A 26,699-nucleotide genomic window follows, 5' to 3' on the forward strand; every position below is an offset into this window, starting at 1 on the left:
CGTCTTTATTTTCCCAGAACCTGCGCGGCCGGCACCAGCCGGATTTCATGCATCATGCCCAGATAGGCGTCCAAATAGGGCTTGTGGGTCGCGCCGACGATCACCAGCGCGCGCTGCCCCGGATAGTGGCCCATCGCCGCGCGGACGTTCGCCACCATGTGGAGGTTGCGCGTCTCCCACCAGGCGACGTAGCGGCGGCCGAAATGCTCGGGTGAGGGCGTGGCGAACGCCTTGCCCATGTCCGCGCGCACGAACGCCTCGCCGACATCGGCGCGATTCATGAAGCGGTAATAGGCCAGCAGCGACGCGCCATCGGCCAGTGCTTTCTCCATCGCCTGCGCCTGGCGCGCGAGCGGCGGGCGCTCGCCGCTCCAGATCGCCTGCATCGCCCTGTCCTGTCCCGGCGGGGCTTCTGCCTGGACGCGGTCGGACAGATGATCGTCGGTCGGATAGACCCGCTCGAGGCCGAGCCGGGCTGCGAGCGTGGCGGCGATCAGATAATTCTCGTTACGGCGGACGATCAGCTCGTCGAGTGTCTTGGCAAGCGCCTCGTCGACGCCGTCCCCGGCCCGCCGCTCTGCAGGGGGCAGCCGCAGCCACTGCACGGCCGCCGACCCTACGTTGCCGGCCGCAGAGAACAGCGCGGCAAGATGTCGATGCGCGGCCGGGATCGCATCCGGCCCCATTTTCGCCAAGGCCAACTCGGCCGCCGCTTCGGCCGCCGGCATGTCGAGTCCTGTCGTCTTTCCTGCCAAGGCGGCCAGGCTTTCGGTGCGCGAGCAATAGTCGCTCGCCGTATCGGGCCAGCTCTTGTCATAGCGCCTGAGCAGATAGCATTCGGGCCCGGAGAGGCCCTCGATCGTGATCAGTTGCGGCTTCCATGCTTCCAGTCGGTCGAGCAGCGGGTCCAGCCACTCGGGCTTCAGCGTCTCGATACCGGAAAGGTGCGGTGTCCCCAGCACCAGCACTTCGCTCGGATCGTCGACCGGCCATGGCCCCACCAGCGGCGCGGCGGCGACCGCTCCCGGCAGCATCAAAGCCGAAACGATCATCCCCAACCGCTCGAGTCCAAGCATTCCCGGCCCTCCTGTATGGGTGTGTTATATGCATAGAGCACCCGCCGCAAGTTGTTGCGCGTTTCGGGCCCTGCGCTAAGGCGGGGCATGGCCGCCGCCGAACGCATCTGGACCGCCGCGCTTGTCGTGATCGGCGACGAGATTCTGTCCGGGCGCACCCAGGATAAGAACATCGCGCAGATCGCCCTGTGGCTGAACCTGCAGGGCATCCGGCTCGTCGAGGTGCGGGTGGTCGGCGACGCGGCAGTGGCGATCGCCGAGGCCGTCAACGCGCTGCGGGCGCGCCATGACTATCTGTTCACCACCGGCGGCATTGGCCCGACCCATGACGACATCACCGTCGATGCGATCGCCGAGGCGGTGGGCGTGCCGGTGGTCGTGCACTCGCGCGCGCGGGCGATGCTGGAGCGCTATTACATCAGTCGCGGCGGCATCACCGACGCGCGCCTGCGGATGGCGCGGGTACCCGAAGGCGCGGAGCTGATCGAGAACCGCATGTCGGGCGCGCCCGGCATCCGCTGGGGCAATATCTTCATCATGGCGGGCGTCCCCGCCATCACCGCGATGATGCTCGATGCGCTGTCCGGCACGCTGGAAGGGGGGCGGCCGCTGCTTTCCGAGACGATCGGCTGCTGGGTGGCGGAGAGCGAAGTGGCGGACCTGCTCGGCGCGACCGAGAAGGCACATCCCGGCTGCCAGATCGGTAGCTATCCATTTTTCCGCGAAGGCAGGACGGGCGCCAATTTCGTGATCCGGTCCACCGACGCCGCCACGCTCGGCGCCTGCCGCGCCGATTTGGCCGCTCGTCTCATGGCCGCTGGCCGCGAAACCGTCGACGGCGGCATCTGAGCCGATGGCGAAATACCTGCTGGGCTGGGAGCTTGGGGCGAATCGCGGCCATCTGGTGCGGATGGCCGATGTGGCTCGGCGCCTGGCTGCGGAGGGGCATGAGGTTGTCCTGGCCGCTCAGCGCCTGAGCCGGGATTTCGACCTGCCGCCGAACGTGCAGCTCTGGCAGGCGCCGATCTGGCCGCGCCTGCTCGGCAATGTCGGCGCGCTGGGCGGGCCGATGCCGAACACGATGGGCGACATCCTGGTTCGAGTCGGGCTCGACATTCCGGGAACGTTGCCGGTGCTTGTCGAGGCCTGGCGCCGAATGCTCGACGCAGTGCTGCCGGATGCGGTCGCCGCCGACTTCGCGCCTGCCTTGCTGTGCGCGGCGCGCGGCCGGGTCCCGACGCTCGCCATGGGCCTGGCGTTCGATTCGGTGCCGGGGCACCTGGCCGAATTCCCCAGCCTGACCGGCCAGCCGGCGGCCTATGGCGAAGCCGGCGTACTCGCTGCGGTCAATGCGTCGATGGCGGCGACGGGGCTGGATCCGCTTGCGCACCTGCCCCAGATGTTCGCCGCCGATCACGCGCTCGCCGGCACGTTCGTGGAGCTGGACGTTTATGCGAAGTGGCGGCGCGAGCCGGTGGTCGCGCCGTCCGTCGCCCATCCTGTCGGCGAGGCCGCGGCCGGGGACGAAGTCTTCCTCTATGCGGATGCGGCATTGCTGCGCACGCCGGCGCTCTGGGACGGGCTGGCGCGATCGGGCCTGCCAGTTCGCGTCCATGCGCAGGGTGCGTCGCAGGCGCAGCAGGCGGAGCTCGCACGCCTGGGCTTCGCGGTCGAGCCGGCGCCGATCCCCTTCGCCCGGATCGCCGAGCGCTCCCGCGTCGTGATGACCTATGGCGGGCTCGGCTTCGTCAGCAGCGCGCTGGCCGCTGGCGTCCCGGTGGTGGTCGTCCATTATGACCTGGAAAAGGCGCTGACCGGCCAAGCCATCACGCGGATGCAACTGGGCGGTCATGTCTATGCCGGCTCCGTCCAGCCCGAGGCCTTCGCGACCTCGCTGCGCCAGCTCTACCAGAATGACAGCTTCCAGCGCCGCGCTCGCGAGCTCGCGCCCGGCTTCCGCGCCCGGCTGAGCCCGAGCCAGGAGGAATTGGCCGCGCGGTGGCTGGTCGAAGCGGTCCGCTGAGCGAAGGAGCGACGCAATGGATTTCAGCCTGGTCGATGTGTTCGGAGTGGCCGACTTCAGCGGCAACCCGGTCGCGGTGGTGCACGACGCGGCCGGTCTCGACGCGGTCCAGATGCAGCGCATCACCCGCTGGCTGAACCTGTCCGAGACGACATTCCTGCTGCCGCCCGCCCACCCGGAGGCCGATTACCGCGTCCGCATATTCACCTTGGACCGCGAGATGCCGTTCGCCGGCCACCCGACGCTTGGCACCGCGCATGCGTGGCTGGAAGCGGGCGGCACGCCGCGCGACCTGGACAGGATCGTGCAGGAATGCGGCGCGGGCCTGGTGCCGATCCGCCGCGCCGGCGGGCGGCTCGCTTTCGCGGCGCCCCCGCTGATCCGCTCCGGCCCGGTGGACGAGGGCAAGCTCGCCCAGATTGCCGGCGTGCTGGGCATCGCGCGCAACCGCATCGTCGATGCGGCCTGGGCGGACAATGGCCCCGGGTGGGCGGCAGTACTGGTCGGCTCGGCCGAGGAAGCGCTGTCGCTCGAACCGGCGCGCCACCATCCGTCGCGCATGGAGATCGGCGTCATCGGGCCGTACCCGCCGGGTCATGACGCGGCCTATGAGGTCCGGGCGATCTTCAGCGACCCGTTCGGCGGCCTGCTTGAGGACCCGGTGACCGGAAGCCTGAACGCCTCGGTCGCGCAGTGGATGCTGGAGAGCGGCCGCGTCGCCGCCCCCTATGTCGCCGCCCAAGGCACGCGCCTGGGCCGCACCGGCCGCGTCGCGGTCGAACAGGCGGACGGCCAGGTCTGGATCGGCGGCGCGACAAAGACCCTGTTCCGGGGCAGCGCGACGTTCTGAAGGGCTGGAGCGGGTAACGGGAATCGAACCCGTGTATTCAGCTTGGAAGGCTGATGTTCTACCATTGAACTATACCCGCTTGGGTGGGCGGCCCAGTGCCATGCCGGCGCCTCGGTCGTCAACACGCGGCGGCAGGACGGCGATAGAAAGGGCGAGACGATGGACGAAGCCTGGCCCCGGCTTGACTATGCCAGCTGGAGGGACACCGCCGCGACATTGCAGCTTTGGACGCAGATCGTCGGCAAGGTTCGGCTGGCGCTGACACCGTGGCTGAACCATAGCTGGCAGGTGCCGCTGTACCTCTCCGCGCGCGGGCTCACGACTTCGGCGATTCCGGCCGGCGATCAGGCGATCGACATCGAGTTCGACTTTCTGGATCATCGGCTCGTCTGCCGTAGCAGCGGAGGGGGCGTGGAAATGGTCGCGCTGCGGCCGAAAACGGTCGCGCAGTTCCATGACGAGGTGATGAGCGCGATGGCCTTGCTTGGCGTCAAGGTGACAATCCACGCCGTGCCGAACGAAGTCGCCGACCCGATCCCCTTCGCGCAAGATCGGCTGCATGCGAGCTACGATGCCGATGCCGCCCGGCGCTTCTGGCGGGCGCTCGTCCAGGCCGGTCGCGTGTTCAGGCTGTTCCGCAGCGGCTTTATCGGCAAGGCAAGCCCGGTCCATTTCTTCTGGGGCAGCTTCGACCTGGCGGCGACGCGCTTCTCCGGCCGCACGGCGCCGCTCCATCCGGGCGGCGTGCCTGGCCTCCCGGACCGCATCACCCGCGAAGCCTATTCGCACGAGGTCAGCAGCGCCGGTTTCTGGCCGGGGAACGACGCATATCCGCACGCCGCCTTCTATTCCTACGCTTATCCGGAACCGTCCGGCTTCCGGGGCCAGCCGATGCCGGCTGGGGCGGCGTTCGACGAGACGTTCGGCGAGTTCATTCTGCTGTACGAGACCGTCAGAAGCGCGCCCGATCCGGAGGCGATGCTGATGGATTTCCTCCAGGCCAGCTATGAGGCAGCCGCGGATTGCGGGAATTGGGACCGCGCGGCGCTCGAATGTCCGTTCGGCCGGCCCGGTGTCCCGCGGCCGCTGCACGGCTGAACCGCTTGCGCGAGCCGCACGGCGTCGTCAAAGCAGCCCGATGCGTAGCGATGTGAACCTGACCGCCGAGCGGCCGACCTATGTCACTCATCTCGAATGCTCAGCGAGGGGGGAGCGCTATCCGGCCGACACGCTCCACCAGCTGTCGCGGGCGGGCAAGCCGTTGCTGGTCCGCTACGATCTGGCGCGGCTGGCGCGCGACTGGTCGCGCGACGACGCGGAGGCGCGGCCGGCGGACCTCTGGCGCTGGCGTGAGCTGCTGCCGGTGCGCCGCACTGGCGACATCGTCAGTCTCGGCGAAATCGAGACCCCGCTGATCCCGATCCCGCGCGCCGGCGGTGCGCGGGTGCTGGTCAAGGACGAAGGGCGGCTGCCGACCGGATCGTTCAAGGCGCGCGGGCTGGTGATGGCGGTGTCGATGGCGAAGGCGCTGGGCGTCACGCGGATCGCGATGCCGACCAACGGCAATGCCGGCGCCGCGCTCGCTGCCTATGCCAGCCGCGCCGGGATCGAGACGGTGATCCTCTGCCCGGAGGACACGCCCGAGGCCAATGTCCGCGAGATCGCGCTGCAGGGCGGCCGCGTCTGGCGCGTCAACGGGCTGATCGACGAATGCGGCGCGATCGTCGCCGAGGGCACGCGCCAGGGCCGCTGGTTCGACCTGTCGACGCTGAAGGAGCCGTACCGGATCGAAGGCAAGAAGACGATGGGGCTGGAGCTGGCACTGCAGCTCGGATGGCGACTCCCCGATGCGATCTTCTACCCGACCGGCGGCGGCACCGGCCTGATCGGCATGTGGAAGGCCTTCGACGAGCTGGAAGCGCTCGGCTGGATCGGTCCGGAGCGGCCGAAGATGTTCGCGGTTCAGGCGGCCGGCTGCGCGCCGATCGTCAAGGCGTTCGACGAGGGCGCCGACCATGCCGAGCGCTGGGAGAATGCCCATACGATCGCCGCCGGCATCCGCGTGCCCAAGGCGCTGGGCGACTTCCTGATCCTCGACGCAGTGCGCAAGAGCGGCGGTCGCGCCATCGCCGTGGAGGACGAGGCGACGCTGCAGGCCGTCTCCGACGCGGCCGGGCAGGACGGGCTGCTGCTCTGCCCCGAAGGCGGCGCGACCCTCGCCGCCTACCGTCAGGCGCTGGCGGAGGGCTGGGTCGGCGCCGGCAACGAATGCGTGCTGTTCAACTGCGCCACCGGCCTCAAATATCCCATGCCCTCCGTTACGCGTGCCCTTGACCGGCACCAGCCGATCGATTTCGACGCGCTCTGATCCTCACCAGATCCGCGCCCGCTTGTCCGGGCTCAGGTACAGCGCGTCGCCCGGCTTGACCCCGAAGGCGGCATACCAGGCGTCGATGTTCCGGACCGGGCCGTTCACGCGGAACTTGCGGAAGCTGTGCGGGTCGCTGACGGTCATCTGCCGGATTGCCTCGGGCGTCATCTTGCCCGCCCAGGCCTGCGCCCAGCCCAGGAAAACGCGCTGGTCGCCGGTCAGGCCGCCGATCACCGGCGCCGGCTTGCCGTTCAGCGACGCGTGATAGGCGTCGAGCGCGATCGCGAGGCCGCCCAGATCGGCGATATTCTCGCCCATCGTCAGGCCCGGATTGATATGGAAACCGGGCACCGGCTCGAACTGCGCATATTGGTCGCCCAGCATCTTCGCGCGCGCCTTGAACGCTTCGGCGTCGGCGGCGGTCCACCAGTCGCGGAGCGCACCGGCGGCGTCGATGGTGCGGCCCTGGTCATCGAAGCCGTGGGTCAGCTCGTGCCCGATCACGCCGCCGATCGCGCCATAATTGATCGCCGGATCGGCATCGGCGTCGAAGATCGGCGCCTGCAGGATGCCGGCCGGAAACACGATGTCGCGGAGCGATCCGTTATAGGCGTCGTTGGTCTGCGGCGTCATCTGCCAGGCGCCGTGGTCAACCGGTCCAGCGCTGCGCTTGAGCACGAACGCCCAGTCGTTCGCCGCCGCGCGCCGGACGTTGCCGAGCAGGTCGTCGCGGCGGATCACCACGCCGGAATAGTCGCGCTGCGGCGTGTCGGGATAGCCGACCTTGATCGTGTAAGTGTCGAGCTTCTTCAGCGCCTCCGCCTTGGTCTCAGGGCCCATCCAGTCGAGCCGCTCGATCCGGCCGCGCATCGCCAGCTTCAGGTTGCCGACCAACTCGGTCACCTTGGCCTTGGTCTCGGGCGGGAAATAGCGCGCCGCATAAAGCTCGCCGACCGCCCAGTTGAGCGTGCCGAAGCAGCTTGCCGGCTCCGCGCCGCAATCGCCGCCGGCGACCGCGCGTACGCCCCGCTTCCAGCGCGGTTGCGGCGCCGCCTGTCCGGTCAGTTCCTTCAGCCGGAAATCGAAATGCGTGTCCACGAACGGCTTGGCCAGATAGGGCGCGGCCGCGTCGGCGACGCGAAAGGCGAGCCACGCCTTCAACGTGTCGATCGGCGTGTCGGCATAGATCGCGGCCAGCCTCGGGAACGCGGACTTCTCGGCCACCACCAGCATCGGCTTGCCCGCGATTCCGGCGCGGTCGAGGAAAGGCGTCCAGTCGAAGCCCGGGGCGAAGCTCGCCAGCGCGGACGGCGCCATCGGGTTGTACTGGGTGGTCAGGTCGCGTTGCTGCACCTTGGTCCAGCTTGCCTCCGCGACGCGGGTTTCGAAGGCGACCAGCGCGTCGGCCGCCTTAGCCGGATCCGGCCAGCCCGCGAGCGCCAGCAGCCGCGCCGCATAGGCGCGATAGGCGTCCTTCTTCGCCGCCAGCTCCGGCTTCAGATAATAATCGCGGTCGGGCAGGCCGAGGCCGGACTGGCCCAGATACACGGCGTAGCGGCTCGGGTCCTTCAGGTCGCTGTCGATGAAGACGCCGAACAGGCTGGGGTAAAGGCCGCTCGGCGCCTGGCCCATCAGCCGGGCGAGCGCGGCGCGGTCGGCGGCGGCGCGGATCGCGTCCAGCTCCGGCTTCAGCGGCGCCGCCCCCAGCCGGTCGGCCTGCGCCTCGTCCATGAAGGCCGCGTAAAAGGTGCCGACCTTCCCCCGGTCGGTGCGCGGGGAAGCCGACGCGCTTCCCGCCGCCTCGTCGAGCAGCTGGCGCAGATTGGCCTCCATCCGGTCGGTCATTTCGAGCCGCCGGCTCTGCGCCGGCCGGTCGGCGGGGATGGTGGTGCGGGCGAGATAGGCGCCGTTCGCATATTCGAAGAAATCGTCCCCCGGCTTCACACTCTTGTCGAACGCGGTCAGGTCCAGGCCGAACGGCGGATATAGCGGCGCGGCAATGACGGGGACCGCCAACGCGGCTGCTGCCGCAATCACCAGCTTTTTGGTCAATCGGCCCTCCCTCGTCACCCCGGACTTGATCCGGGGCCCACCTTGCTCTTCTGTCGCAATTCAGAAGAAGGTGGGGCCCGGGTCAAGCCTGTCCTGAGCTTGTCGAAGAACCCGGCTGACGGAGAGGGAGGGGCAGGATGGTTCAATCACAGGCGAAACTGGCTCTCGGAGTCATTCTCGTCGCCCGGAATGTCGCTTTTGTCCCATCGCTGTGGCGTTCGGCACAGTCGCGCGACAGCCTTGACCGTTATCAGTTTTCGAGTGAGGCAGGCGCGTTTTGGCAACAGTGCTGCAGGCTGACTGGATGTCGCTGATCGCATCCGCGCCGTCTGCCGAGGCCCAGGTCCAGCCCACCATGCGCGAAGCAGGGTGGCGCGAGGCGATCTCGCTTACCGTCGCGCTTTGGTCGTTCGTGGCGCTCATTTACCTGCCGATCTTCCTTGAGCGGCACGCCGGCGAAGGCTGGACCAGCGTCGCGCTCGACGAAGTGACGCTGATCGTCTCGATGGTGCTGGCGCTGCCGCTGTTCGCGGTGTTCCGCGCCTCGCGGGACTGGAACCTGGTGCCGCGTACGCTGGTGCTTGCCGCGTCGGTCCTCGCGGTCTCGGTGATCCAGGTAACGTTCGACCTGATCTATACCGGCTTCATCGCCAACCGGATCGACACGGCCTGGGAAAACCTGCCGACCGACCTCAGCCGCGCGTATCGCGCGACGTTCAATTATGTCTGCGTCTTCGGCGTCAACGTCGCGCTGTTTCACCTGGTCAGCTCGCGCCGGCATGACGTGCTGCAGGCGCAGGAGCTGGCGCGGGCGCTGTCGGCAGCGCAGCACGCGCAGCTGGCGGCGCTTCGCTACCAGCTCAACCCGCATTTCCTCTTCAACACGCTGAACGCGATCTCCGCGATGATCGTCACCCGGCGGAACGAGGAAGCCGAGCTGATGACCGACAAATTGTCGAGCTTCCTGCGCGCCTCGCTGGCCTCGGACCCGACCGAGCTGGTCCCGCTCGACCAGGAGCTGGCGCTAATCGACGATTATCTGGAGATCGAATCGATCCGCTTCGGCGACCGTCTCCATGTCGAGATCGACTGCGCGAGCGACGCCTGCCACGTGCCGATCCCGAGCTTTCTGCTTCAGCCGCTGATCGAGAATGCGATCAAATACGGCGTCGCGCCCTCGCTGGAGCCGGTCGTGATCCGCGTGACCGGCCGACGCGAGGACGACGAGCTGGTCGTGACGGTCGAGGATGACGGCCGCGCCAGCGGCAATGCCGTCGCGGGGGTCGGAACCGGCGTCGGCCTACAGAATGTCCGGCAGCGGCTGAGCGCGCTGTACGGCGACGCGGCCTCGCTTGTCAGCGCAGCCCGCGACCGCGGCTTCGCAGCCACGATCCGCCTTCCCGCAAGGGCTTGAGCCTGATCCGCTCCTGATCGATAAGGTCGCCAAAGCATTGGGGGTTGCGGGCATGCGGGTGTTGGTCGTCGACGACGAGGCGCTGGCGCTGGATCGGCTGCGCACATTGTTCGCGGACATCGACGAGGTCGACGTGGTCGGTCAGGCCACCGACGGCGACATGGCGCTGGAACAGATCGAGAAGCTTCAGCCCGACCTGGTGATCCTCGATATCCAGATGCCGGGCCGCAACGGCCTGCGCACCGCCGCGGCGCTCGAGCCGGACAAGCGGCCGGAAATCATCTTCGTCACCGCGCACGAACATTATGCGCCCGACGCGTTCGAGGTCGATGCGGCCGATTACCTGCTGAAGCCGGTGCGTTTCGACCGGTTGCGCCAGGCCGTGACACGCGCCCGGCGCCGCCGCGAGCTGCGCGAACAGGCGGAACAGAGCGGCAAGCTGCTGGAGGAAGTGGAGAGCCTGCGCGCCAGGGGCGGCGCGGCCCGCAGCGACGAGGGATTCTGGGTGCCGGAGCGGCACGGGCAGCGCTGGGTTCCGACCGACTCGATCGGCTGGATCGAGGCGGCGCGCGACTATGTGCTGCTGCATACCGAAACGCGCAGCCACATGCTGCGGGCGACGATGTCGGCCCTGGAAGAGAAGCTTGAGGGGACGGGGCTGATGCGGGTGCATCGCTCGGCCTTCGTGCGGCCGGAAAAGGTGGCGGAAGTCCGCCGCGCCAATCGGAGCCTCACGTTGGTGCTCGACGATGGCGCCCATGTGCAGGTGGGGCCCAGCTATATCGATACGCTGACCGAAAAGCTGGGCCTGCCCTGAGCCGCCATTCTCAGGCGATGCCCGCGAACGAGGTGGTCGCGGCGACCAACATCGTGCCGACGAACATGGCGGCGAGCCAGGTCGCCGTGCTGCGGAGATAATCTGCCTTCATCGCGTGTTTCCCTTGCGATTCGCCGCTGCCCATTCAGCGGCGGACCGGCCCATAGGGCGGAAATCCGCGCGTGCACCGGCGCCTCGACGGCGGTGGCGGAAAAGCCGATCAACGTGCCGGCGCATCGACGAAGCCGCGCCGCGATGCGACCAACTGCGGACGTCGCCTTGTTGATCCGGTAACGCTCTGCCGGTAATCGACCCCGACAACGGGTACGCATACAGGTAAAACGTGGAAGAATCGGTTCTGCTTGTCCTCGCTCTGGTCGCCGGAGGTGCGGTCGCCCTTGGCGGCGCCATCTATTACGAGACCGGCTGGAAGACCCGCCGCCGCCGCCGCATCGAGCGCGAGCACGCGCGCAGCAAATTGCGCTAAAACTCACATAGTGATGGATTCCCCATCGTCATCCCGGCCTTGAGCCGGGATCCCGCTTCTTCTTTCTGGCAAAAGGCAGCGGGACCCCGGCTCAAGGCCGGGGTGACGAATGTTTGGTAATAAGTCGCCGACCTGCCCCCTTCAGTCCCGCAGTAGCTCGTTGATCGCCGTCTTGGCGCGCGTCTGCGCGTCGACGCGCTTGACGATCACCGCGCAATAGAGCGACGGACCCGGCGTGCCGTCGGGGAGCGGCTTGCCCGGAAGCGTGCCTGGCACGACCACGGCATAAGGCGGCACGCGGCCGATGAACGTCTCCCCGGTGGCGCGGTCGACGATTTTGGTCGATGCCCCGAGATAGACGCCCATCGACAGCACCGCGCCTTCGCCGACCACGACGCCTTCGGCGACTTCGGAGCGCGCGCCGATGAACACCCCGTCCTCGATGATGACAGGGCCGGCCTGCAACGGCTCCAGCACGCCGCCGATCCCGGCGCCGCCGGAGATATGGACGTTCCGGCCGATCTGAGCGCAGCTGCCGACCGTCGCCCAGGTGTCGACCATCGTCCCCTCGCCAACATGCGCGCCGATGTTCACGAAGCTCGGCATCAGCACCGCGCCCCGGCCGACATAGGCGCCGTGGCGAACGACCGCGCCCGGTACCGCGCGGAAGCCCGCCGCGCGGAAGTCGGCCGCGCTCCAGCCGGAGAATTTGCTCGGCACCTTGTCCCACCAGCTGGCGGTGCCCGGGCCGCCGGGAATCAGCTCCATGTCGTGCAGCCGGAACGACAGCAGTACCGCCTTTTTCAGCCACTGGTTGACGCGCCAGCCGCCCTGGCCGTCGGGCTCGGCGACCCGCGCCTCGCCGCGATCGAGCAGCTTCAGCGCTTCGGCAATGGCGGCGCGCACGTCGCCGACGGTCTGGGGGCCCACCTGGTCGCGGCTTTCCCAGGCAGCCTCGATCGTGTCGGTCAGCGCCGCGCGCTCGGTCATGCTTCGTCTCCCAGAATCTCGTGCAACCACGCGCCGAGGTCCGTTGTTTCGTAGTCGACATAGGCGCGATCGTCCGGCTCGCGCCCCTGTTCGGAGCCATTGTTGACCCAGACCGTCGTCATCCCGATCGCCTTGGCGGGCTTCAGGTTGCGCGCCATGTCCTCGACGAACAGCGATCGGGCGGGGTCGATGCCGAAACCGTGGGCCATCGCGCGATAGGCCTGCGGGTGCGGCTTGGGCGTATAGGCACAGGCATGGATGTCATGGATCGCCTCAAAGCTCTCCCCCAGCCCCAGACGGGCCAGCACGCGTCCCGCATAATCGGCGTCGCCGTTGGTGAAGATCAACTTGCGGCCGGGCAGCCGCGCGACCGCCTCGACCAGCCACCGGTCCTCGGTCAGCACGTCCATCTCGATATCGTGGACATAGGACAGGAACCGGTGCGGATCGACGCCATGCTCGGCCATCAGGCCAGACAGGGTAGTGCCGTGGGCGTGGAAATAGTCCTTCTGCAGCGTCCGCGCGGCGGTCCAGTCGAGTCCCAGCAGCTCCTGGATGAATTCGGTCATGCGCTGGTCGATCAGGCCGAACAGGTCCGCCGACGCCGGGTACAGCGTATTGTCGAGATCGAAGATCCAGTTGCGGATATGGGCAAGCGCCGGCAGCATCGCGAGCGCCCTAGCCGCCGCCCCGGGCGGCCGCAAATTGCCACGCGCGTGTTAACCACAAGGCAAGCGCCGCCGCGCTACCGCGGAGGCGATCGGATCAGGGGTGTTTCCGTATGAGCAAGCGTGTCGCGCACGGGCCATCGGGCCTCGTCCTGTCTGTGCTGCTGCTGGGCGGCTGCGGCGGGGGCGGAAGCGTCACCCCGATTCCGGCGCCGCCTCCGGCGCCCACGCCGACGCCGACGCCCGTCCCGACGCCGACCCCCACTCCCACGCCGCCGCCGGTCAATTTCCGAACCGCTGAATATCAGCGATCGAGCGGCCTCGAGCTCGCCAACGCGATCCCCGCCTACCAAGCCGGCGCGACTGGCGCCGGCGTCGTCGCGGCGGTCATCGACAGCGGCGTCAATCCGAGCAGCCCGGAATTCGCCGGCCGCATCTCGGCCGCGTCGCAGGACGTCGCCGGCTCGCGCGGGCTGGGCGACGATGACGGCCATGGCACCGCGGTCTCGGCGGTCCTGCTCGCGGCCAAGAACGATGCCGAGATCCACGGCATGGCCTTCAACGCCACGCTGCTGGCGCTGCGCAGCGACACGCCGGGAAGCTGCGCGAGCGATTGCACCCATAGCGACAGCGCGATCGCGCGAGGGCTGGACATTGCGGTCGCCCAAGGCGCCCGCGTCGCCAACATCTCGCTCGGCGGCGAAGCCGCGAACCTGACCCTGCGCAACGCGATCGATCGCGCGACCGCGGCCGGCATGGTGATCGTGATCTCGGCCGGCAACGATAGCGCCGCCAACCCGACCGACCTCGCGCAGGTCGCGGCCGAGGGCATTGCGCGCGGGCAGGTGATCGTCGTCGGCGCCTATGACGCCAACCGCAACATCGCCAGCTTCTCGAATCGCGCCGGCATCACCGCCAACACCTATCTGACCGCGCTCGGCGTCGAGGTGCGCTCGTTCGACCAGACCGGGCGGGCCTTCCTTTACGACGGCACGTCCTTTTCCGCTCCCTATGTGGCGGGGGCGGTGGCACTGCTCGCCCAGGCCTTCCCGAACCTGACCGGCGCGCAGATCGTGCAATTGCTGTTCGACAGCGCCGACGATCTCGGCGCCGCGGGCACCGATCCGGTCTATGGCCGCGGCGGACTCGATGTCGGCCGCGCTTTCGCCCCGCGCGGCGCGACGTCGCTGGCCGGCGCCAAGGTCGCGGTCGATCTCGCCGGGTCCAGCGCGGCCCTGTCGCCGGCGATGGGCGACGCCGCGCAGACCGGTATGGGCGCCATCGTTCTGGACAGCTTCAGCCGCGCCTATGCGGTCGACCTCGCCCAAGCGGTCCGGCGCGCGCAGCCGCGCTCGAGCCTCGCCGCCACGCTCGGCCAGTCGTTCCGCGGTGCATCGCTCTCCGCCGACGGCGCGATCGTTGCAGTGTCGATCGCCGACACGCCCGGCGGCGCGGCCGTGCGCCGGCTGTCGCTCAGCCAGAACGACGCGATCCGCGCCCGCGCGACCGCCGGCATGATCGCCAGCCGCATCGATCCCCGGACCAGCATCGCTTTCGGCTTCGGCCAGAGCGGCGCCAGCGTCGCCGGCCAGCTGACCGGCCAGACCGAGCCCGCCTTCCTGGTCGCGCGCGGCCCGGGCGACGCGCTCGGCTTCGACCGCACCGGCCAGCGCGCGGCGACGCTGCGGCACAGCTTCGGCCAGTTGGGCGTCACTGCCGGCGCGGAAAGCGGGGAAGGGCTGCTTTACCAGGGCCTGCCCGGCGTGCGCGATCCCTGGTTCCGCTCGCGCTATTCGCTGGTCAGCCTCGGCGCCGACCGGCGCTTCGGCGCGCTTCGGCTCAGCGGCGGCATGACCCGGCTGACCGAGGATCGCACGTTGCTCGGCGCACATTTCGGGCCGCTGTTCGGCGGCGGCGGCTCGTCGAGCTGGTTCGCCGATCTTCGCGCCGACTGGCAGGCCGGCGGCGGCTGGTCGCTCGCCGCCGCCGCGCGCCAGGGCTGGACCAGCGCGCCCGCCGCCGGGCTGATGACCGGACGCGCCACGATCCGCAGCAACGCGTTCAGCCTCGACATCGCCAAGACCGGAATCTTCGGATCAGGCGACCGGTTCGGCTTCCGCCTCGCCCAACCGCTCCGCGTCGCCAGCGGTGGGCTCGGCCTGCGTCTGCCGGTCAGCTATGACTATGAAAGCGGCGCCGTCGGCTATGCGAACCAGCGGCTGAACCTCGCCCCCACCGGCCGCGAGATCGACGTGGAAGCGAGCTATGCGCGGATGCTGCTGGGCGGCCGCATGGACGCGAACCTGTTCTGGCGTCGCGACCCCGGCAACTTCGCCGCCGCCCCGGACGATATGGGTGCCGCCTTCAGGTGGCGGGTGGGGTTCTAAATCCTCCCTTCGCAAAGCGAGGGGAGGGGGACCGCTCGGTGAAGCCGAGTGGTGGAGGGGCTGAGCGCGCAGCGCGAAGTAGACCCTCCGCTTCGCTTCGGGCCCCTCCACCATGCTTCGCATGGTCCCCCTCCCCTGCAAGAGCAGGGGAGGATTTTAAACGGTAAAGCTCTCACCGCAGCCGCAGCTGCCCTTGGCGTTGGGGTTCTGGAACACGAAGCCGGCGGTGAAATCGTCTTCTACCCAGTCCATCCGGCTGCCGATCAGGTACAGCAGCGACGCGCCGTCGACGAACAAGGTGCCCCCCGGCGTCTCGATACGCTCGTCGAGCGGCTTGGCCTCGGTCACATAGTCGACCGAATAGGCGAGGCCGGAACAGCCGCGCCTGGGCGTCGACAGCTTGACGCCGATCGCCCCTTCCGGCGCCTTCGCCATCAGCGCCGCGATCCGCGCCTCGGCACCGGCGGTCAGGATCAGCGCCTGCGGGCGGGGACGGGTGGTAGTGACGGTCCCCATCACAACATTCCCAATTCCAGTTTCGCCTCGTCCGACATCTGCGCCGGGTTCCAGGGCGGGTCCCAGACCAGGCTGACCTCGACATCGCCGATCCCTGGCACCGCGCCGACGCGCAGCTCGACTTCGCCCGGCATCGATTCCGCGACCGGGCAGTGCGGCGTGGTCAGCGTCATCGTGATCGCGGTGTGCCCGTCGGGCGAGATGTCGACGCCATAGATCAGCCCCAGATCGTAGATGTTCACCGGAATCTCGGGGTCGTAGATTTCCTTCAGCGACTGGATCACCGCTTCGTACAGCTCGCCGCCCGGCTCATGCCCCGACAGCTCGGCCGGCTTCTCGCTGAGGAACCCGGCGAGATAGTCCCTCTTGCGCTCAAACCCGTCGCGCGCCGCATCCTCGACCCGCGCCTTGGGCGGCGGGGAAACCGCGTCCACTTCCTCGACTCTGATCCGGCTCTGCTCGTTCATCCGAAAATCCTCGTCACGCGCTCGATCCCGCGCGCGAGCGCGTCCACGTCGGCGGCGCTGTTATAGACCCCGAAGCTCGCCCGCGCGGTGGCGGGGACGCCCAGCGCGTCCATCAGCGGCTGCGCGCAATGATGCCCAGCGCGGATCGCGACGCGTTCCTCGTCCAATATGGTGCCGACGTCGTGCGGATGCACCCCCTCGATCGCGAAGCTGACGATGCCGGCGCTGTCGTCCGGCCCGAACAGCCGCACGGAGTTGATCGCCCCCAGCCGCTCGCGCGTCATCCGCACCAAAGCCGATTCGTGCGCGTGGATGGCGTCCAGCCCGATCGCCTCGACATAGTCGATCGCCGCATGCAGCCCCAGGGCGCCGACGATATGCGGCGTCCCCGCCTCGAACCGCGCCGGCGCGGGCATATAGGTCGTCCGCTCGAACGTGGCGCGATCGATCATCGCGCCGCCGCCCTGCCACGGCGGCATCGCATCGAGGATCTCGCCCCGTGCCCAGAGCACGCCGAACCCGGTCGGCCCGTAGAGCTTGTGCGCAGAAAACACGTAGAAGTCGCAGCCGATCTCGGCCACATCGACCGCCATCCGCGGCACCGCCTGGCAGCCATCGAGCAGCAATTTCGCCCCGACCCGATGCGCCATCGCCGCCGCCCGCTTCGCGTCCAGCACCGATCCGAGCACGTTCGACACATGCGCCAGCGCCACGAGCTTGTGCCGCTCGGTCAGCATCGCCTCGGCCGCGTCCAGGTCGATCCGCCCGTCGCCGGTCAACGGCGCCACGTCGATCTCGATGCCGGTGCGGTCCCGCAGCAGCTGCCACGGCACGATGTTCGAATGATGCTCCAGGGTTGAAAGCAGGATGCGGTCGCCTGCCTTCAGCTGCGACCCGCCCCAGCTCTCGGCGACCAGGTTGATCCCTTCGGTCGCCCCGCGCACGAACACGATCTCGTCCGCAGACGCAGCCCCGATGAACCGCGCCACTCGCTTGCGCGCCGCTTCATAGGCCAGCGTCATGTCGGCGGAGCGCTGGTACACGCCGCGGTGCACCGTCGCGTAAGTGGTGTCGTAGGCGCGCGCGATCGCGTCGATCACCGCCTGCGGTTTCTGCGCGGTCGCGGCCGTGTCGAGATACGCCCAGCCGCCGGGAATCGCGGGGAAGTCGGCGAGCAAGTCTAAGGCTTCAGCCCCTCTCCCGTTTCGGGAGAGGGAGGGGCCCATTGCGTCAGCAATGGGAGGGTGAGGGTCTGTGAGCGGATGATCCATTGCCCTCACCCTCCCAAGCCTTCGGCTTGGGCCCCTCCCTCTCCCCGCTGGGGAGAGGGGCTCGAAAGCCACGCATCCGCCTCGGCCGCAAACCCCTCCCGCACTTCGTCCACCCCGATCCGCTCCAGCGCATCCGCCACGAACGCCCGCGTCAGCAGCGCCCGCGCTTCGGCCGGCGGCACGCCGCGGCTCGCAAGATAGAACAACGCCCGCGCATCCAGCTCGCCGACGGTCGCCCCGTGCGCGCATTTCACGTCGTCGGCGAAGATCTCCAGCTCCGGCTTCAAATTCACCGTTGCCGCGCGCCTCAGCAGCAGGCCGCGCAGCGATTGCTCGGCATCCGTCTTCTGCGCCACGCGCGCGACTTCCACCCGCGCCGCAAGGCTCGCGACGGCCGTGTCGTCGGCGACCGCGCGCCAGGTCTGGCGGCTCATGCAGCCCTCGGCCTCGTGCCGCAGCACGACCGCCGCTTCGTGCCTTTGCTCGCCCCGCGTCAGCAGCGCACCGCCCATTTCCGCGAATGCCGCATCGCCGGTCAGCCGCAGATGCCCGTCGATCCGGCTCCCCGCGCCGCCTTCGGCCAGCACGGTCGTGACCAGGCTCGCCCCGGTCGCGATCTCCGCCTCGTCGCGCAGGGACTGAAAGCCACTCGTCTGCGCCAGCCGCACCGCCCGCATCAGCCGCGCTGACCGCCCGAGCCGGATGGCCGTCAGCCGGTTCGCCCAGCCATCGCCGACGAAGGTCTCGACGATCGCGGCCTGCGCGTCGTCCTCCAGCGCGATCAGCCCTGGCACATGGCTGGCGCCGCCGGTCCCGACATGCACGATCTCGACCAACCCCGGCGCCGAATGGTCCCGCCCGAGCCGCAGCGCCCAGCCGGCGCCGGTCGCCAGCCTGCCCAGCGGATGCTCCGACCGCACGTCGACCGCACCCACTTCAAGCGGTCCGACCTTGCTCCGCGCCGCATCGAGCCGCCCGTCGACAAACACCAGCCGAGGCCCATCCCCCAGCGCCGCAGGCACTTCCACGCCCGCCCCGCTCGGCCCCTGATCGGCAAGCGCCGGCAGCACGGTCAAATCCGCCCACCGCCACGCCTCTTCACGGCTGGAAGGAAGGGAAAGGGCAGTCACGCCAGCGCTCCCTCTGCGCCTCTGCGCCTCTGCGCGAACTGCAATTTAGGTTCGCGCAGAGGCGCAGAGGCGCAGAGAAGGAAAGGAGTGCCTGCGGCGCTCATGCAGCGATCGCTCCGTAGCCTTCGCGCTCCAGTTCGTGCGCCAGCTCGGGCCCGCCACTACGCACGATCCGCCCGCCCGCGAGCACATGCACGAAATCGGGCCGCACATAGTCGAGCAGCCGCTGGTAATGGGTGATGAGCAAGACGCCCTTGTCGGGCTTGCGCATGATGCGGTTGATGCCTTCGCCGACCGCCTTCAGCGCGTCGATGTCGAGGCCGGAATCGGTCTCGTCCAGCACGGCGAAGCGGGGATCGATGATCCCCATCTGCACCATCTCGTTGCGCTTCTTCTCGCCGCCCGAAAAGCCGACATTGACGTTGCGCTTCATCATGTCGAAGTCGAGCCCGAGCGCTTCAGCCTGCGCCTTGGCGAGCCGCAGGAAATCGCCCGCCGAAAGCTCGTCCTCCCCCCGCGCGCGCCGCTGGGCGTTGAGCGCGGTGCGCAGAAACTGGACGTTCGACACGCCGGGGATTTCAACCGGGTATTGGAAGCCGAGGAACAACCCCGCCGCCGCCCGCTCGTGGGGTTCGAGGCCGAGGAGGTCAATTCCCCTCCCGCTTGCGGGAGGGGTTAGGGGAGGGAACTTGCCTTCTCCCGCTGGGGTGTGAGGCTCAGGCCCTCCCCCGGCCCCTCCCGCAAGCGGGAGGGGAGAAAAGACCACGCTCCCCTCCGTCACCTGATACCCCGGCCGCCCGCCCAGCACATAGGCGAGCGTCGACTTGCCCGCCCCGTTCGGCCCCATGATCGCATGCACCTCGCCCGCATTCACGGAGAGGTCGAGCCCGCGCAGGATCGGCTTGTCGTCGACAGTGGCGTGGAGGTTATTGATTCGGAGCATTACAGGCCGTTCCGTTCCTTGAAATCCCGATTGTATTGCTCAAGTGAAACCCGAAGAATCCTGTCATACGACGATGTCGGGCAGCTTTGCTTGTACTCATCAGACAACGCCCGAAGTGGGTCTGATGCAATGTCCGCCACTCCTGCTTTCACCATGAACGGTCTGGGTCCGGTGTATCCGCCTAAGCGATTCTTCGAATTCACCAAGCCACAGGTGACATCGCCCTTCGAGCCAACAGCATCGAACTGGGCCGATGAGGGATCTACGAGAGCGTCTTTCACAGCTGCCTTGGCAGACTGAGCTTGGCAGCCAGAGACAAAAGGCAAGGCAAGCAACAAGGCCAGCGATCTCACCCAACGCTCCCTTCAAGGCTGATCCCCAGCAGCTTCTGCGCCTCGACCGCGAACTCCATCGGCAGCTGCTGCAGCACTTCCTTCGCGAAGCCGTTGACGATCAGCGCCACCGCGTCTTCCTGGCCCAGCCCGCGGCTCATTGCGTAGAAGAGCTGGTCGTCGCTGATCTTGCTGGTGGTCGCTTCGTGCTCGATCTGGGCGCTCGGGTTCTTCACTTCGATGTACGGCACGGTGTGGGCGCCGCATTCGTGGCCCAGCAGCAGCGAGTCGCACTGGGTGAAATTGCGCACGCCTTCCGCCGTCGGGCCGACGCGGACCAGGCCGCGATAGGTGTTGTTCGACTTCCCCGCGCTGATCCCCTTGGAGACGATGGTCGAACGCGATCCCTTGCCGAGGTGGATCATCTTGGTGCCGGTATCGGCCTGCTGGTAATTGTTGGTGACGGCGACCGAATAGAATTCGCCGACCGAATTCTCCCCCGCCAGCACGCAGCTCGGATATTTCCAGGTGATCGCGCTGCCGGTCTCGACCTGGGTCCAGCTGACCTTCGAGTTGCGGCCCTGGCATAGCGCGCGCTTAGTCACGAAGTTATAGATGCCGCCGCGCCCTTCCGCATCGCCCGGATACCAATTCTGGACGGTCGAATATTTGATCTCGGCATCGTCCAGCGCGACCAGCTCGACCACGGCGGCGTGGAGCTGGTTCTCGTCGCGCATCGGCGCGGTGCAGCCTTCGAGATAGGAGACGTGCGACCCCTTGTTGGCGACGATCAGCGTCCGCTCGAACTGCCCCGTATTTTCGGCATTGATCCGGAAATAGGTGGAGAGCTCCATCGGGCAGCGCACGCCCTCCGGGATGTACACGAACGTCCCGTCGCTGAAGACCGCGCTGTTCAAGGTCGCGAAGTAATTGTCGTGGATCGGCACGACGCGGCCGAGCCATTTCCTGACCAGCTCCGGATGCTCGCGGATCGCCTCGCTGATCGACAGGAAGATGACGCCCGCCTTCTTCAGCTCCTCGCGGAACGTGGTCGCGACGGATACGCTGTCGAACACCGCGTCGACCGCGACCTTGCGCGCGCCCTCGACGCCGGCGAGCACCTTCTGCTCCTCGATCGGGATGCCGAGCTTTTCATAGGTCCGCCGGATTTCCGGATCGAGTTCGTCCAGGCTCTTCAGCGTCGGCTTGATCTTGGGCGCCGCGTAATAATAGGCGTCCTGGTAATCGATCGGCGGGATGTTGAGCTTGGCCCAATCCGGCGACTCCATCGTCTGCCACAGCCGGAACGCCTTGAGCCGCCAGTCCAGCATCCATTCCGGCTCGCCCTTCTTGGCCGAAATGAAGCGGACGGTGCTTTCGTCCAGCCCCTTGGGCGCGAATTCCTGCTCCAGGTCGCTGGTGAAGCCCCATTCATAAGTGGAGAGCTTCTCGGCGACGTCGAACGCCTCCTGGTTGCGCGTCGCCATCAATGCACTCCACTCAAACTCGCCAGGCTCACGCCCGAAAGCGCGCCGCGGATCGCGTTGTTCACCACGCTCCATTGCGGACGGACCTGGCAGGCCTCCTCGAGTGCGCAGCATTGCCGGCCTTCATCGACGCAGGTCGTCATCGCGATCGGCCCTTCGACTGCCTCGACGACATCGGCCAGGCTGATCTCGCCCGGCCCGCGCGTCAGCACGAAGCCGCCGCCGCCGCCGCGCGCCGACCGGAACAGGCCTGCAGCCGCAAGCTTGCCCAGCAGCTTCTGCGTCGTCGGCAGCGGAATGCCCGTCTCCTCCGCCAGCACCGTCGCCGACAGCCGCGCGCCGTGCCCTGCCCGCGCGGCGGCGGACATGATCACGACGGCATAGTCGGCAAGGTTGGACAGGCGCATGGTTCAATCGGACTAAACTGGTCGGATTGCCATGTGGGGGAGGGAACGGGCCGAGTCAACCAAATCCTCCCCTGCATTTGCAGGGGAGGGGGACCATGCGAAGCATGGCGGAGGGGCCCGGACCCCGGCCTTGAGCCGGGGGAGGGTGTTCCCGCCCGCTCCGCGGTCGGCCCTCCACCGCGCTACGCGCGGTCCCCCTCCCGGAGCAAGCTCGGGGAGGATTATCTGGTCGCCACCGGCTCCGCGCCCGAATAATCGTAAAACCCCCGCCCGGTCTTCCGCCCCAGCCACCCGGCCTCGACATACTTCACCAGCAGCGGCGCCGGCCGGAATTTCGGATCGCCCGTCCCGTCGAACAGCACCCGCGTGATCGACAGGCACGTGTCCAGCCCGATGAAGTCGGCGAGCGTCAGCGGCCCCATCGGGTGGTTGAGGCCCAGCTGGCAGGCGGCGTCGATATCGGGGATCGTCGCCACGCCTTCGCCGAGCGCGAAGCACGCCTCGTTCAGCATCGGCATCAGCACGCGGTTGACGATGAAGCCCGGCGCATCGTTCGCATGCACGATCCGCTTGCCGAGCGTCTGCCCGAACGCCTCCACCTTCGCGACCGTCTCGTCCGAAGTGGCAAGACCGCGGATCACTTCGATCAGCCCCATGACCGGCACCGGATTGAAGAAATGCACGCCGATGAAGCGCTCGGGGTCCGGCGCCGCCTGCGCCAGCCGCGTGATCGGGATCGACGAGGTGTTGGAGGCCAGCACCGCATCCGCCGCCAGCACCTTGCCCGCGCCCTCGAAAATCTTGCGCTTGATAGCTTCGTTCTCGGTCGCCGCCTCGACGATCAGCCCTGCCTCGGCCATCGGCGCATAGTCCGCCACCGGCTCGATCAGCGCCAGCGCCGCGTCGCGGGCTTCGGCGTCGATCTTCTCCTTGGCGATCAGCCGGTCGAGCTGCTTCGCGATCCCCGCTTTCGATTTCTCCGCGACCTCTTGGCTGACGTCGGCGAGGAACACCCGATACCCCGCCTGCGCCGAGACCTGCGCGATCCCCGCGCCCATCTGCCCGGCCCCGATGACGCCGACTGACTGCATGTCCCTGCCCTTCGCTAATTCGATTCGGAGGCGCTCTTGCCGCCGCGCTCGCGCCGCCGCAACCGCCATGTCAGCGCTGCCGGCCCGCCTCGATCTGCGTGAAGCTGGCGGTGCCGATCGGGTAATCCGCCCAGTCGCGATAGTCGAAATGCCACCATTCGCTGTCGTACACGGCAAAGCCCTGGCGCTCCATCGCGGCGCGGAGCAGGGCGCGGTTCGCCCGCTCCGCATCGGTGCCGCCCGCATAATCGGCATGAGCGCGCGCGGACATTTCGTCATAGCGGCTCGGCATCGGCGAGACGGCGCCGGTCTTCAGGTCGTAGAGGCCAAGATCGACCGCACAGCCGCGATTGTGGCGCGAGCCCTTGGCCGGATCGGCGACAAAGACATGCTTGTCCGCGGGCACGATGTCCCAGAACAGCTTGGTCGCGAACCAGGGGCGATAGCCGTCATACACGATCAGGCCATAGCCCTTCTGGGCAAGCTCTTTCGCGACCCGCGCCAGCGCTTGCGCGGCGGGCCGCTGGAGATAGGCGCCGGCGCGCTCGTAAATGGGCTGGCCGGTGAAGTTGTTCGTGCTCGCGTAGCGCGTGTCGATCCGCACGTGCGGCACCAGACCGGCGAGCGAGACCAGGTCGCTTGCGCGTTGCGCCGGGGGCTCGGCCGGCGGCGTGGCCGCGAGCGCCGCCTGGCGAAGCGCGGCGCCATCGCGGCGAACGGTGGCGCGGATCGACGCCTCGGTCTCCGCCCCGTAATCGCGGCGCACGAGGGTACGGCCGTCGAAGGTCAGGCCGTTGGCGGTAACGACAGCCACGGCCGATCCGGCCCGATAGCGCCCGGAGCCGAGCGGCTTGAGCGGTTCGTCCGCGAGGTCCTTGCGGGCCAGGAACAGCCCGCCGTCGCGCTCGAAGATCGTCGCATCTCCCTCGGCCGCGCCGTAGCTGCCGACAAGCGAGAGATCGGGGCCATGCGCGGGCGGCCTGGCGCTTACGGCCGCTCCCATCATCAGAAGCGCAATCGCCCACGCGCGCAGCAGGGTCATCATGGCGCCGTTCCCGGGGGCTGGGCTTCGGCAAGGATCAGCGCGAAATTGTCGTCGGGGTCGGTCCACTCCGTGATCGGCGTCCAGGCCCCGGCGCGGAGCAGGAGGCGCGCGTCGCGGGGGCCGTATTTATGGCTGTTCTCGGTGTGGATCGTCTCGCCCGCGGCCATGGTGAAGCGCTCGCCTTCTATCGTGAACGCCATGTCGCGCACCGCGTCCAGGTGCATTTCGACCCGCGCATATCGGTCGTTCCAGATCGCCCGGTGGCGGAAGGCGTCGACGGGAATGTCGGCGTCCAGCTCGCGATTGATGCGGTGGAGCAGGTTCAGGTTGAACGCCGCCGTCACGCCCTGCGCATCGTCATAGGCGCGGGTCAGCACGTCCACGTCCTTGATCCGGTCCATGCCGATCAGCAGCATCGATCCGACGCCCAGCGTCTCCACCATCGCGCGCAGCAGGTTGACCGCGGTCCGCGCCACCATGTTGCCGATCGTGGAGCCGGGGAAGAAGCCGAGCTTCGGCAGGCTCGCGATCTCTGCCGGCGGCGCGATCGGGTGCATGAAGTCGGCTTCGACCGGCAGGATCGACAGCTTCGGAAAATCGGAGGCGAGCGCGGCGGCGCTTTCGCGCAGGAATTCGCCGGAAATGTCGATCGGAACATAGGCGGCGGGGGCGATCGCCTCCAGCAAATGCGGCGTCTTGATCGACGATCCCGAACCGAACTCGACCACGGCGCGCCCCGGTCCCACCATCGCGGCGACTTCGGGCGCGATCCGCTCCAGCAGCGCGGTCTCCACTCGCGTCGGATAATAGTCGGGCAGCCGGGTGATCCGCTCGAACAACTCGGAGCCCGCGCGATCATAGAACCAGCGCGCAGGGATCGCCCGCCTGGCCATGCGGAACCCCGCCAGCACATCGGCGCGGAATGCGGGGTCGACCCGGCTGGGGGCAAGCAGGTTCACAGGTCCCGCGCCAGGCGCACGCCGGTGAATTGCCAGCGCTGGTGCGGGTAGAAGAAATTGCGATAGCTCGCCCGCACATGCCTGCGCGGCGTCGCGCAGCTGCCGCCTTTCAGCACGAACTGCCCGCTCATGAACTTGCCATTATACTCGCCGACCGCGCCTTCGGCCGCCCGAAAGCCCGGATAGGGGCGATAGGCGCTGCCGGTCCATTCCCAGACGCCGCCGAATAGGCCGTGGCCCTGCGGCCGCACCGGCCCGGCAGCGTCGAGGAACTGTCCCTCATCGGGATCGAGCCCCGCTGCGGCATGCTCCCATTCCGCTTCAGTCGGCAGCCGCATCCCGGCCCACGCGGCATAGGCGTCCGCCTCGTAAAAGCTGACATGCGTGACCGGCGCGGCCGGATCGACCGGCCGCTGCCCGTCAAGGCCGAAGCTGGTCCAGCCTGCCCCGTCGCGCTCCCAATAGAGCGGCGCTTCGATGCCCTCGCGCTGGACCCAGGTCCAGCCGTCGGACAGCCACCAGCGCGGCTCGCGATAGCCGCCGTTCTGGATGAATGCGATCCAGTCGCCGTTGGTCACCGGCCGGTCCGCCAGCGCGTAGGGTTGGAGCAGCACCGAATGACGCGGTCCCTCGCAATCGAAGGCGAAGCCCGGCCCGGCATGGCCGATCTCGACCGCACCGCTCTCGTATTCGGTCCACCCTGGCCCGCTTGGAACGAGCGCGAGCGGCCGCGCAGGCTCTGCGGGCCACATCGCCGGCCTCAGCGGATTCTGCGCGAACAGGTGAAGGATGTCGGTCAGCAGCAATTCCTGGTGCTGCTGCTCGTGGTGGCAGCCGAGCTCGACCAGCGCCCGCGCCTCCGCGTCCAGCCCCGGCAGCGCGCCGGCAAGCGCCGCATCGACATGCGCGCGATACGCCCGCACTTCGTCCAGGCTCGGCCGCGTCAGCATGCCCCGCCGCGGCCGGGCATGGCGCGGCCCTTCCGCCTCGTAATAGCTGTTGAACAGGTACGCGTAGGCCGGATCGAACGGCTCGTATCCCGCCAGCTCGCGCAGCACGAACGTCTCGAAGAACCAGCTCGTATGCGCCAGATGCCATTTGGCGGGCGAGGCGTCGTCCATCGACTGCACGGTGGCGTCGGCGTCGGACAGCGGCGCCGCCAGGTCCAGGCTCAGCCCCCGCACGCGCGCGAACAGCGCGGCCAGCGGGTCGGTTTTCCCCAGATGCGCAACAGGCGTCATCCGTGCCATCATAGGCGCAGTTCGCGACTTTGTCGTTACGCGATCAGCGCGAGGCGCCCGGCACCCACAGCACGTCGCCGCCGGACCGGCTCGCGACCAGCCGTGCCGCCACGAACAGATGGTCGGACAGCCGGTTCAGATAGGCGAGCGCGGCCGGGTTGAGTGCGATCTCGCCCGCCGCGCGGACGGCCGTCCGTTCGGCCCGCCGCACGACCGAGCGCGCCAGGTGCAGCGCCGCGACCGCCGGCGTCCCGCCCGGCAGGATGAAGGAGCGGAGCGGCGCCAGCCCTTCGTTCATCGCGTCGATCTCGCGCTCCAGCCGTTCGACCTGCGCTTGCACGATGCGGAGCGTCATCTCGGACGGCGCGAAATCCTCGCCCGGAGTCGCGACATCGGCGCCCAGGTCGAACAGGTCGTTCTGGATGCGCGCCAGGTCGCGCGCCAGCGGATCGCCGTCCAATGCCGCAACCGCCACCCCCAGCGCGCTGTTCGCCTCGTCGACATCTCCGATCAGCGCCATCCGCGCATCGGCCTTGGACACGCGCGATCCGTCGACCAGCCCGGTCGTCCCGCCGTCGCCCTTGCGCGTGTAGATCTTGTTGAGCTTGACCATCCTTCGATACGGCCCTCGATACGCGCCTGGGGCGCTACTCGGTCCTACTCAGGACGAGCGTC

General features: G+C 68.4%; 26 protein-coding genes and 1 tRNA gene. 9 read left to right on the forward strand and 18 right to left on the reverse strand.

Annotated elements, in window-relative coordinates:
- Positions 1-5 precede the first annotated feature (5 nt).
- Positions 6-1,076: a DUF5694 domain-containing protein gene (locus tag GON01_RS14355; protein ID WP_232328860.1), complete on the reverse strand. Its 1,071-nt coding sequence runs from the start codon at positions 1,074-1,076 to the stop codon at positions 6-8.
- A gap of 87 nt (positions 1,077-1,163) precedes the next feature.
- Here GON01_RS14355 and GON01_RS14360 point away from each other — a divergent pair, with 87 nt between their 5' ends.
- Genes GON01_RS14360 through GON01_RS14370 form a run of 3 tightly spaced genes read left to right on the forward strand, consistent with a single transcriptional unit; the run spans position 1,164 to position 3,949 of the window.
- Positions 1,164-1,925, forward strand: coding sequence for a competence/damage-inducible protein A (locus GON01_RS14360; RefSeq protein ID WP_157028041.1), 762 nt, complete (start codon positions 1,164-1,166; stop codon positions 1,923-1,925).
- Between the two features lie 4 nt (positions 1,926-1,929).
- Positions 1,930-3,099 carry a glycosyltransferase gene (locus GON01_RS14365; protein ID WP_157028042.1) on the forward strand — a complete coding sequence of 390 codons (1,170 nt, stop codon included), beginning with the start codon at positions 1,930-1,932 and terminating at the stop codon, positions 3,097-3,099.
- A 16-nt stretch (positions 3,100-3,115) separates the two neighbouring features.
- The gene (locus GON01_RS14370) at positions 3,116-3,949 is read left to right on the forward strand and encodes a PhzF family phenazine biosynthesis protein (RefSeq protein ID WP_157028043.1); all 834 of its coding nucleotides are present in this window, start codon (positions 3,116-3,118) and stop codon (positions 3,947-3,949) included.
- Between the two features lie 5 nt (positions 3,950-3,954).
- Here GON01_RS14370 and GON01_RS14375 read toward each other — a convergent pair.
- Positions 3,955-4,028, reverse strand: a tRNA-Gly gene (locus tag GON01_RS14375).
- Positions 4,029-4,108: 80 nt separating this feature from the next.
- Here GON01_RS14375 and GON01_RS14380 point away from each other — a divergent pair.
- Positions 4,109-5,047 (forward strand): DUF5996 family protein, encoded by a 939-nt coding sequence (locus GON01_RS14380; RefSeq protein WP_157028044.1) that lies wholly within the window; start codon positions 4,109-4,111, stop codon positions 5,045-5,047.
- Positions 5,048-5,087: 40 nt separating this feature from the next.
- Entirely contained in the window at positions 5,088-6,317 is a 1,230-nt protein-coding gene (locus GON01_RS14385; RefSeq protein WP_181599993.1) for a threonine synthase, read from the forward strand.
- 3 nt (positions 6,318-6,320) lie between these two features.
- Here GON01_RS14385 and GON01_RS14390 read toward each other — a convergent pair whose 3' ends face one another.
- Positions 6,321-8,372, reverse strand: coding sequence for a M13 family metallopeptidase (locus tag GON01_RS14390; RefSeq protein ID WP_157028045.1), 2,052 nt, complete (start codon positions 8,370-8,372; stop codon positions 6,321-6,323).
- A gap of 286 nt (positions 8,373-8,658) precedes the next feature.
- Between GON01_RS14390 and GON01_RS14395 the strand changes: the two genes are divergently transcribed.
- From GON01_RS14395 to GON01_RS14405, 3 genes are all read left to right on the forward strand, one after another.
- The gene (locus tag GON01_RS14395; RefSeq protein ID WP_157028046.1) at positions 8,659-9,786 is read left to right on the forward strand and encodes a sensor histidine kinase; all 1,128 of its coding nucleotides are present in this window, start codon (positions 8,659-8,661) and stop codon (positions 9,784-9,786) included.
- 52 nt (positions 9,787-9,838) lie between these two features.
- Positions 9,839-10,603 (forward strand): LytR/AlgR family response regulator transcription factor, encoded by a 765-nt coding sequence (locus GON01_RS14400; RefSeq protein ID WP_157028047.1) that lies wholly within the window; start codon positions 9,839-9,841, stop codon positions 10,601-10,603.
- A gap of 343 nt (positions 10,604-10,946) precedes the next feature.
- Positions 10,947-11,090, forward strand: a complete 144-nt coding sequence (locus tag GON01_RS14405) for a hypothetical protein (protein ID WP_157028048.1) — start codon at positions 10,947-10,949, stop codon at positions 11,088-11,090.
- A 141-nt stretch (positions 11,091-11,231) separates the two neighbouring features.
- On the opposite strand, the gene dapD is transcribed toward GON01_RS14405, so the two are convergent.
- The gene (dapD, locus tag GON01_RS14410; RefSeq protein ID WP_157028049.1) at positions 11,232-12,080 is read right to left on the reverse strand and encodes a 2,3,4,5-tetrahydropyridine-2,6-dicarboxylate N-succinyltransferase; all 849 of its coding nucleotides are present in this window, start codon (positions 12,078-12,080) and stop codon (positions 11,232-11,234) included.
- A complete protein-coding gene (locus GON01_RS14415) occupies positions 12,077-12,748 on the reverse strand; it encodes a pyrimidine 5'-nucleotidase (protein WP_157028050.1) in 672 nt (223 codons plus the stop codon). Before GON01_RS14415 ends, dapD begins: the two co-directional genes overlap by 4 nt.
- 113 nt (positions 12,749-12,861) lie before the next feature.
- On the opposite strand from GON01_RS14415, the gene GON01_RS14420 reads away from it, so the two are divergent.
- Positions 12,862-15,135, forward strand: coding sequence for a S8 family peptidase (locus tag GON01_RS14420; protein ID WP_157028051.1), 2,274 nt, complete (start codon positions 12,862-12,864; stop codon positions 15,133-15,135).
- A 156-nt stretch (positions 15,136-15,291) separates the two neighbouring features.
- On the opposite strand, the gene GON01_RS14425 is transcribed toward GON01_RS14420, so the two are convergent.
- The 13 genes from GON01_RS14425 to GON01_RS14485 all read right to left on the reverse strand — a co-directional run bounded on the left by GON01_RS14425 (position 15,292) and on the right by GON01_RS14485 (position 26,637).
- Positions 15,292-15,651, reverse strand: a complete 360-nt coding sequence (locus GON01_RS14425; protein ID WP_157028052.1) for a HesB/IscA family protein — start codon at positions 15,649-15,651, stop codon at positions 15,292-15,294.
- Positions 15,651-16,118, reverse strand: a complete 468-nt coding sequence (locus GON01_RS14430; protein ID WP_157028053.1) for an SUF system Fe-S cluster assembly protein — start codon at positions 16,116-16,118, stop codon at positions 15,651-15,653. Before GON01_RS14430 ends, GON01_RS14425 begins: the two co-directional genes overlap by 1 nt.
- Positions 16,115-17,344: a cysteine desulfurase gene (locus tag GON01_RS14435; protein WP_157028054.1), complete on the reverse strand. Its 1,230-nt coding sequence runs from the start codon at positions 17,342-17,344 to the stop codon at positions 16,115-16,117. Before GON01_RS14435 ends, GON01_RS14430 begins: the two co-directional genes overlap by 4 nt.
- 50 nt (positions 17,345-17,394) lie before the next feature.
- Positions 17,395-18,519, reverse strand: coding sequence for a SufD family Fe-S cluster assembly protein (locus GON01_RS14440; protein WP_181599996.1), 1,125 nt, complete (start codon positions 18,517-18,519; stop codon positions 17,395-17,397).
- Positions 18,520-18,619: 100 nt separating this feature from the next.
- Positions 18,620-19,462, reverse strand: coding sequence for a Fe-S cluster assembly ATPase SufC (gene sufC / locus GON01_RS14445; RefSeq protein ID WP_157028055.1), 843 nt, complete (start codon positions 19,460-19,462; stop codon positions 18,620-18,622).
- The gene (locus GON01_RS14450; RefSeq protein ID WP_157028056.1) at positions 19,462-19,815 is read right to left on the reverse strand and encodes a hypothetical protein; all 354 of its coding nucleotides are present in this window, start codon (positions 19,813-19,815) and stop codon (positions 19,462-19,464) included. Before GON01_RS14450 ends, sufC begins: the two co-directional genes overlap by 1 nt.
- Positions 19,812-21,281, reverse strand: coding sequence for a Fe-S cluster assembly protein SufB (gene sufB, locus GON01_RS14455; protein ID WP_157028057.1), 1,470 nt, complete (start codon positions 21,279-21,281; stop codon positions 19,812-19,814). Before sufB ends, GON01_RS14450 begins: the two co-directional genes overlap by 4 nt.
- Positions 21,281-21,688 carry an SUF system Fe-S cluster assembly regulator gene (locus GON01_RS14460; RefSeq protein WP_157028058.1) on the reverse strand — a complete coding sequence of 136 codons (408 nt, stop codon included), beginning with the start codon at positions 21,686-21,688 and terminating at the stop codon, positions 21,281-21,283. Before GON01_RS14460 ends, sufB begins: the two co-directional genes overlap by 1 nt.
- 221 nt (positions 21,689-21,909) lie before the next feature.
- Positions 21,910-22,779, reverse strand: coding sequence for a 3-hydroxybutyryl-CoA dehydrogenase (locus tag GON01_RS14465; protein WP_157028059.1), 870 nt, complete (start codon positions 22,777-22,779; stop codon positions 21,910-21,912).
- A 70-nt stretch (positions 22,780-22,849) separates the two neighbouring features.
- A complete protein-coding gene (locus tag GON01_RS14470; RefSeq protein WP_157028060.1) occupies positions 22,850-23,824 on the reverse strand; it encodes a M15 family metallopeptidase in 975 nt (324 codons plus the stop codon).
- Positions 23,821-24,783 carry an L-histidine N(alpha)-methyltransferase gene (gene egtD, locus GON01_RS14475; RefSeq protein ID WP_309503317.1) on the reverse strand — a complete coding sequence of 321 codons (963 nt, stop codon included), beginning with the start codon at positions 24,781-24,783 and terminating at the stop codon, positions 23,821-23,823. The genes GON01_RS14470 and egtD overlap by 4 nt, the downstream gene beginning before the upstream one ends.
- Positions 24,780-26,024, reverse strand: coding sequence for an ergothioneine biosynthesis protein EgtB (gene egtB / locus GON01_RS14480; RefSeq protein WP_157028061.1), 1,245 nt, complete (start codon positions 26,022-26,024; stop codon positions 24,780-24,782). The genes egtD and egtB overlap by 4 nt, the downstream gene beginning before the upstream one ends.
- A gap of 43 nt (positions 26,025-26,067) precedes the next feature.
- On the reverse strand, positions 26,068-26,637 hold the full coding sequence (locus tag GON01_RS14485) for a cob(I)yrinic acid a,c-diamide adenosyltransferase (RefSeq protein WP_157028062.1): 570 nt from the start codon (positions 26,635-26,637) through the stop codon (positions 26,068-26,070).
- Positions 26,638-26,699 lie beyond the last annotated feature (62 nt).

The sequence above is a fragment of the Sphingomonas horti genome, assembly GCF_009753715.1.
GTDB lineage: Bacteria > Pseudomonadota > Alphaproteobacteria > Sphingomonadales > Sphingomonadaceae > Sphingomonas_B > Sphingomonas_B horti.

Bases quoted from the DNA above. Each gene is read 5' to 3' on its own strand.
- GON01_RS14355 (WP_232328860.1), bottom strand. From the start codon at position 1,076: ATGCTTGGACTCGAGCGGTTGGGGATGATCGTTTCGGCTTTGATGCTG.
- GON01_RS14360 (WP_157028041.1), top strand. From the start codon at position 1,164: ATGGCCGCCGCCGAACGCATCTGGACCGCCGCGCTTGTCGTGATCGGC.
- GON01_RS14365 (WP_157028042.1), top strand. From the start codon at position 1,930: ATGGCGAAATACCTGCTGGGCTGGGAGCTTGGGGCGAATCGCGGCCAT.
- GON01_RS14370 (WP_157028043.1), top strand. From the start codon at position 3,116: ATGGATTTCAGCCTGGTCGATGTGTTCGGAGTGGCCGACTTCAGCGGC.
- GON01_RS14380 (WP_157028044.1), top strand. From the start codon at position 4,109: ATGGACGAAGCCTGGCCCCGGCTTGACTATGCCAGCTGGAGGGACACC.
- GON01_RS14385 (WP_181599993.1), top strand. From the start codon at position 5,088: ATGCGTAGCGATGTGAACCTGACCGCCGAGCGGCCGACCTATGTCACT.
- GON01_RS14400 (WP_157028047.1), top strand. From the start codon at position 9,839: ATGCGGGTGTTGGTCGTCGACGACGAGGCGCTGGCGCTGGATCGGCTG.
- dapD (WP_157028049.1), bottom strand. From the start codon at position 12,080: ATGACCGAGCGCGCGGCGCTGACCGACACGATCGAGGCTGCCTGGGAA.
- GON01_RS14415 (WP_157028050.1), bottom strand. From the start codon at position 12,748: ATGCTGCCGGCGCTTGCCCATATCCGCAACTGGATCTTCGATCTCGAC.
- GON01_RS14420 (WP_157028051.1), top strand. From the start codon at position 12,862: ATGAGCAAGCGTGTCGCGCACGGGCCATCGGGCCTCGTCCTGTCTGTG.
- GON01_RS14425 (WP_157028052.1), bottom strand. From the start codon at position 15,651: ATGGGGACCGTCACTACCACCCGTCCCCGCCCGCAGGCGCTGATCCTG.
- GON01_RS14430 (WP_157028053.1), bottom strand. From the start codon at position 16,118: ATGAACGAGCAGAGCCGGATCAGAGTCGAGGAAGTGGACGCGGTTTCC.
- GON01_RS14435 (WP_157028054.1), bottom strand. From the start codon at position 17,344: ATGGGCCCCTCCCTCTCCCGAAACGGGAGAGGGGCTGAAGCCTTAGAC.
- sufC (WP_157028055.1), bottom strand. From the start codon at position 19,462: ATGCTCCGAATCAATAACCTCCACGCCACTGTCGACGACAAGCCGATC.
- sufB (WP_157028057.1), bottom strand. From the start codon at position 21,281: ATGGCGACGCGCAACCAGGAGGCGTTCGACGTCGCCGAGAAGCTCTCC.
- GON01_RS14460 (WP_157028058.1), bottom strand. From the start codon at position 21,688: ATGCGCCTGTCCAACCTTGCCGACTATGCCGTCGTGATCATGTCCGCC.
- GON01_RS14465 (WP_157028059.1), bottom strand. From the start codon at position 22,779: ATGCAGTCAGTCGGCGTCATCGGGGCCGGGCAGATGGGCGCGGGGATC.
- GON01_RS14470 (WP_157028060.1), bottom strand. From the start codon at position 23,824: ATGATGACCCTGCTGCGCGCGTGGGCGATTGCGCTTCTGATGATGGGA.
- egtB (WP_157028061.1), bottom strand. From the start codon at position 26,024: ATGACGCCTGTTGCGCATCTGGGGAAAACCGACCCGCTGGCCGCGCTG.
- GON01_RS14485 (WP_157028062.1), bottom strand. From the start codon at position 26,637: ATGGTCAAGCTCAACAAGATCTACACGCGCAAGGGCGACGGCGGGACG.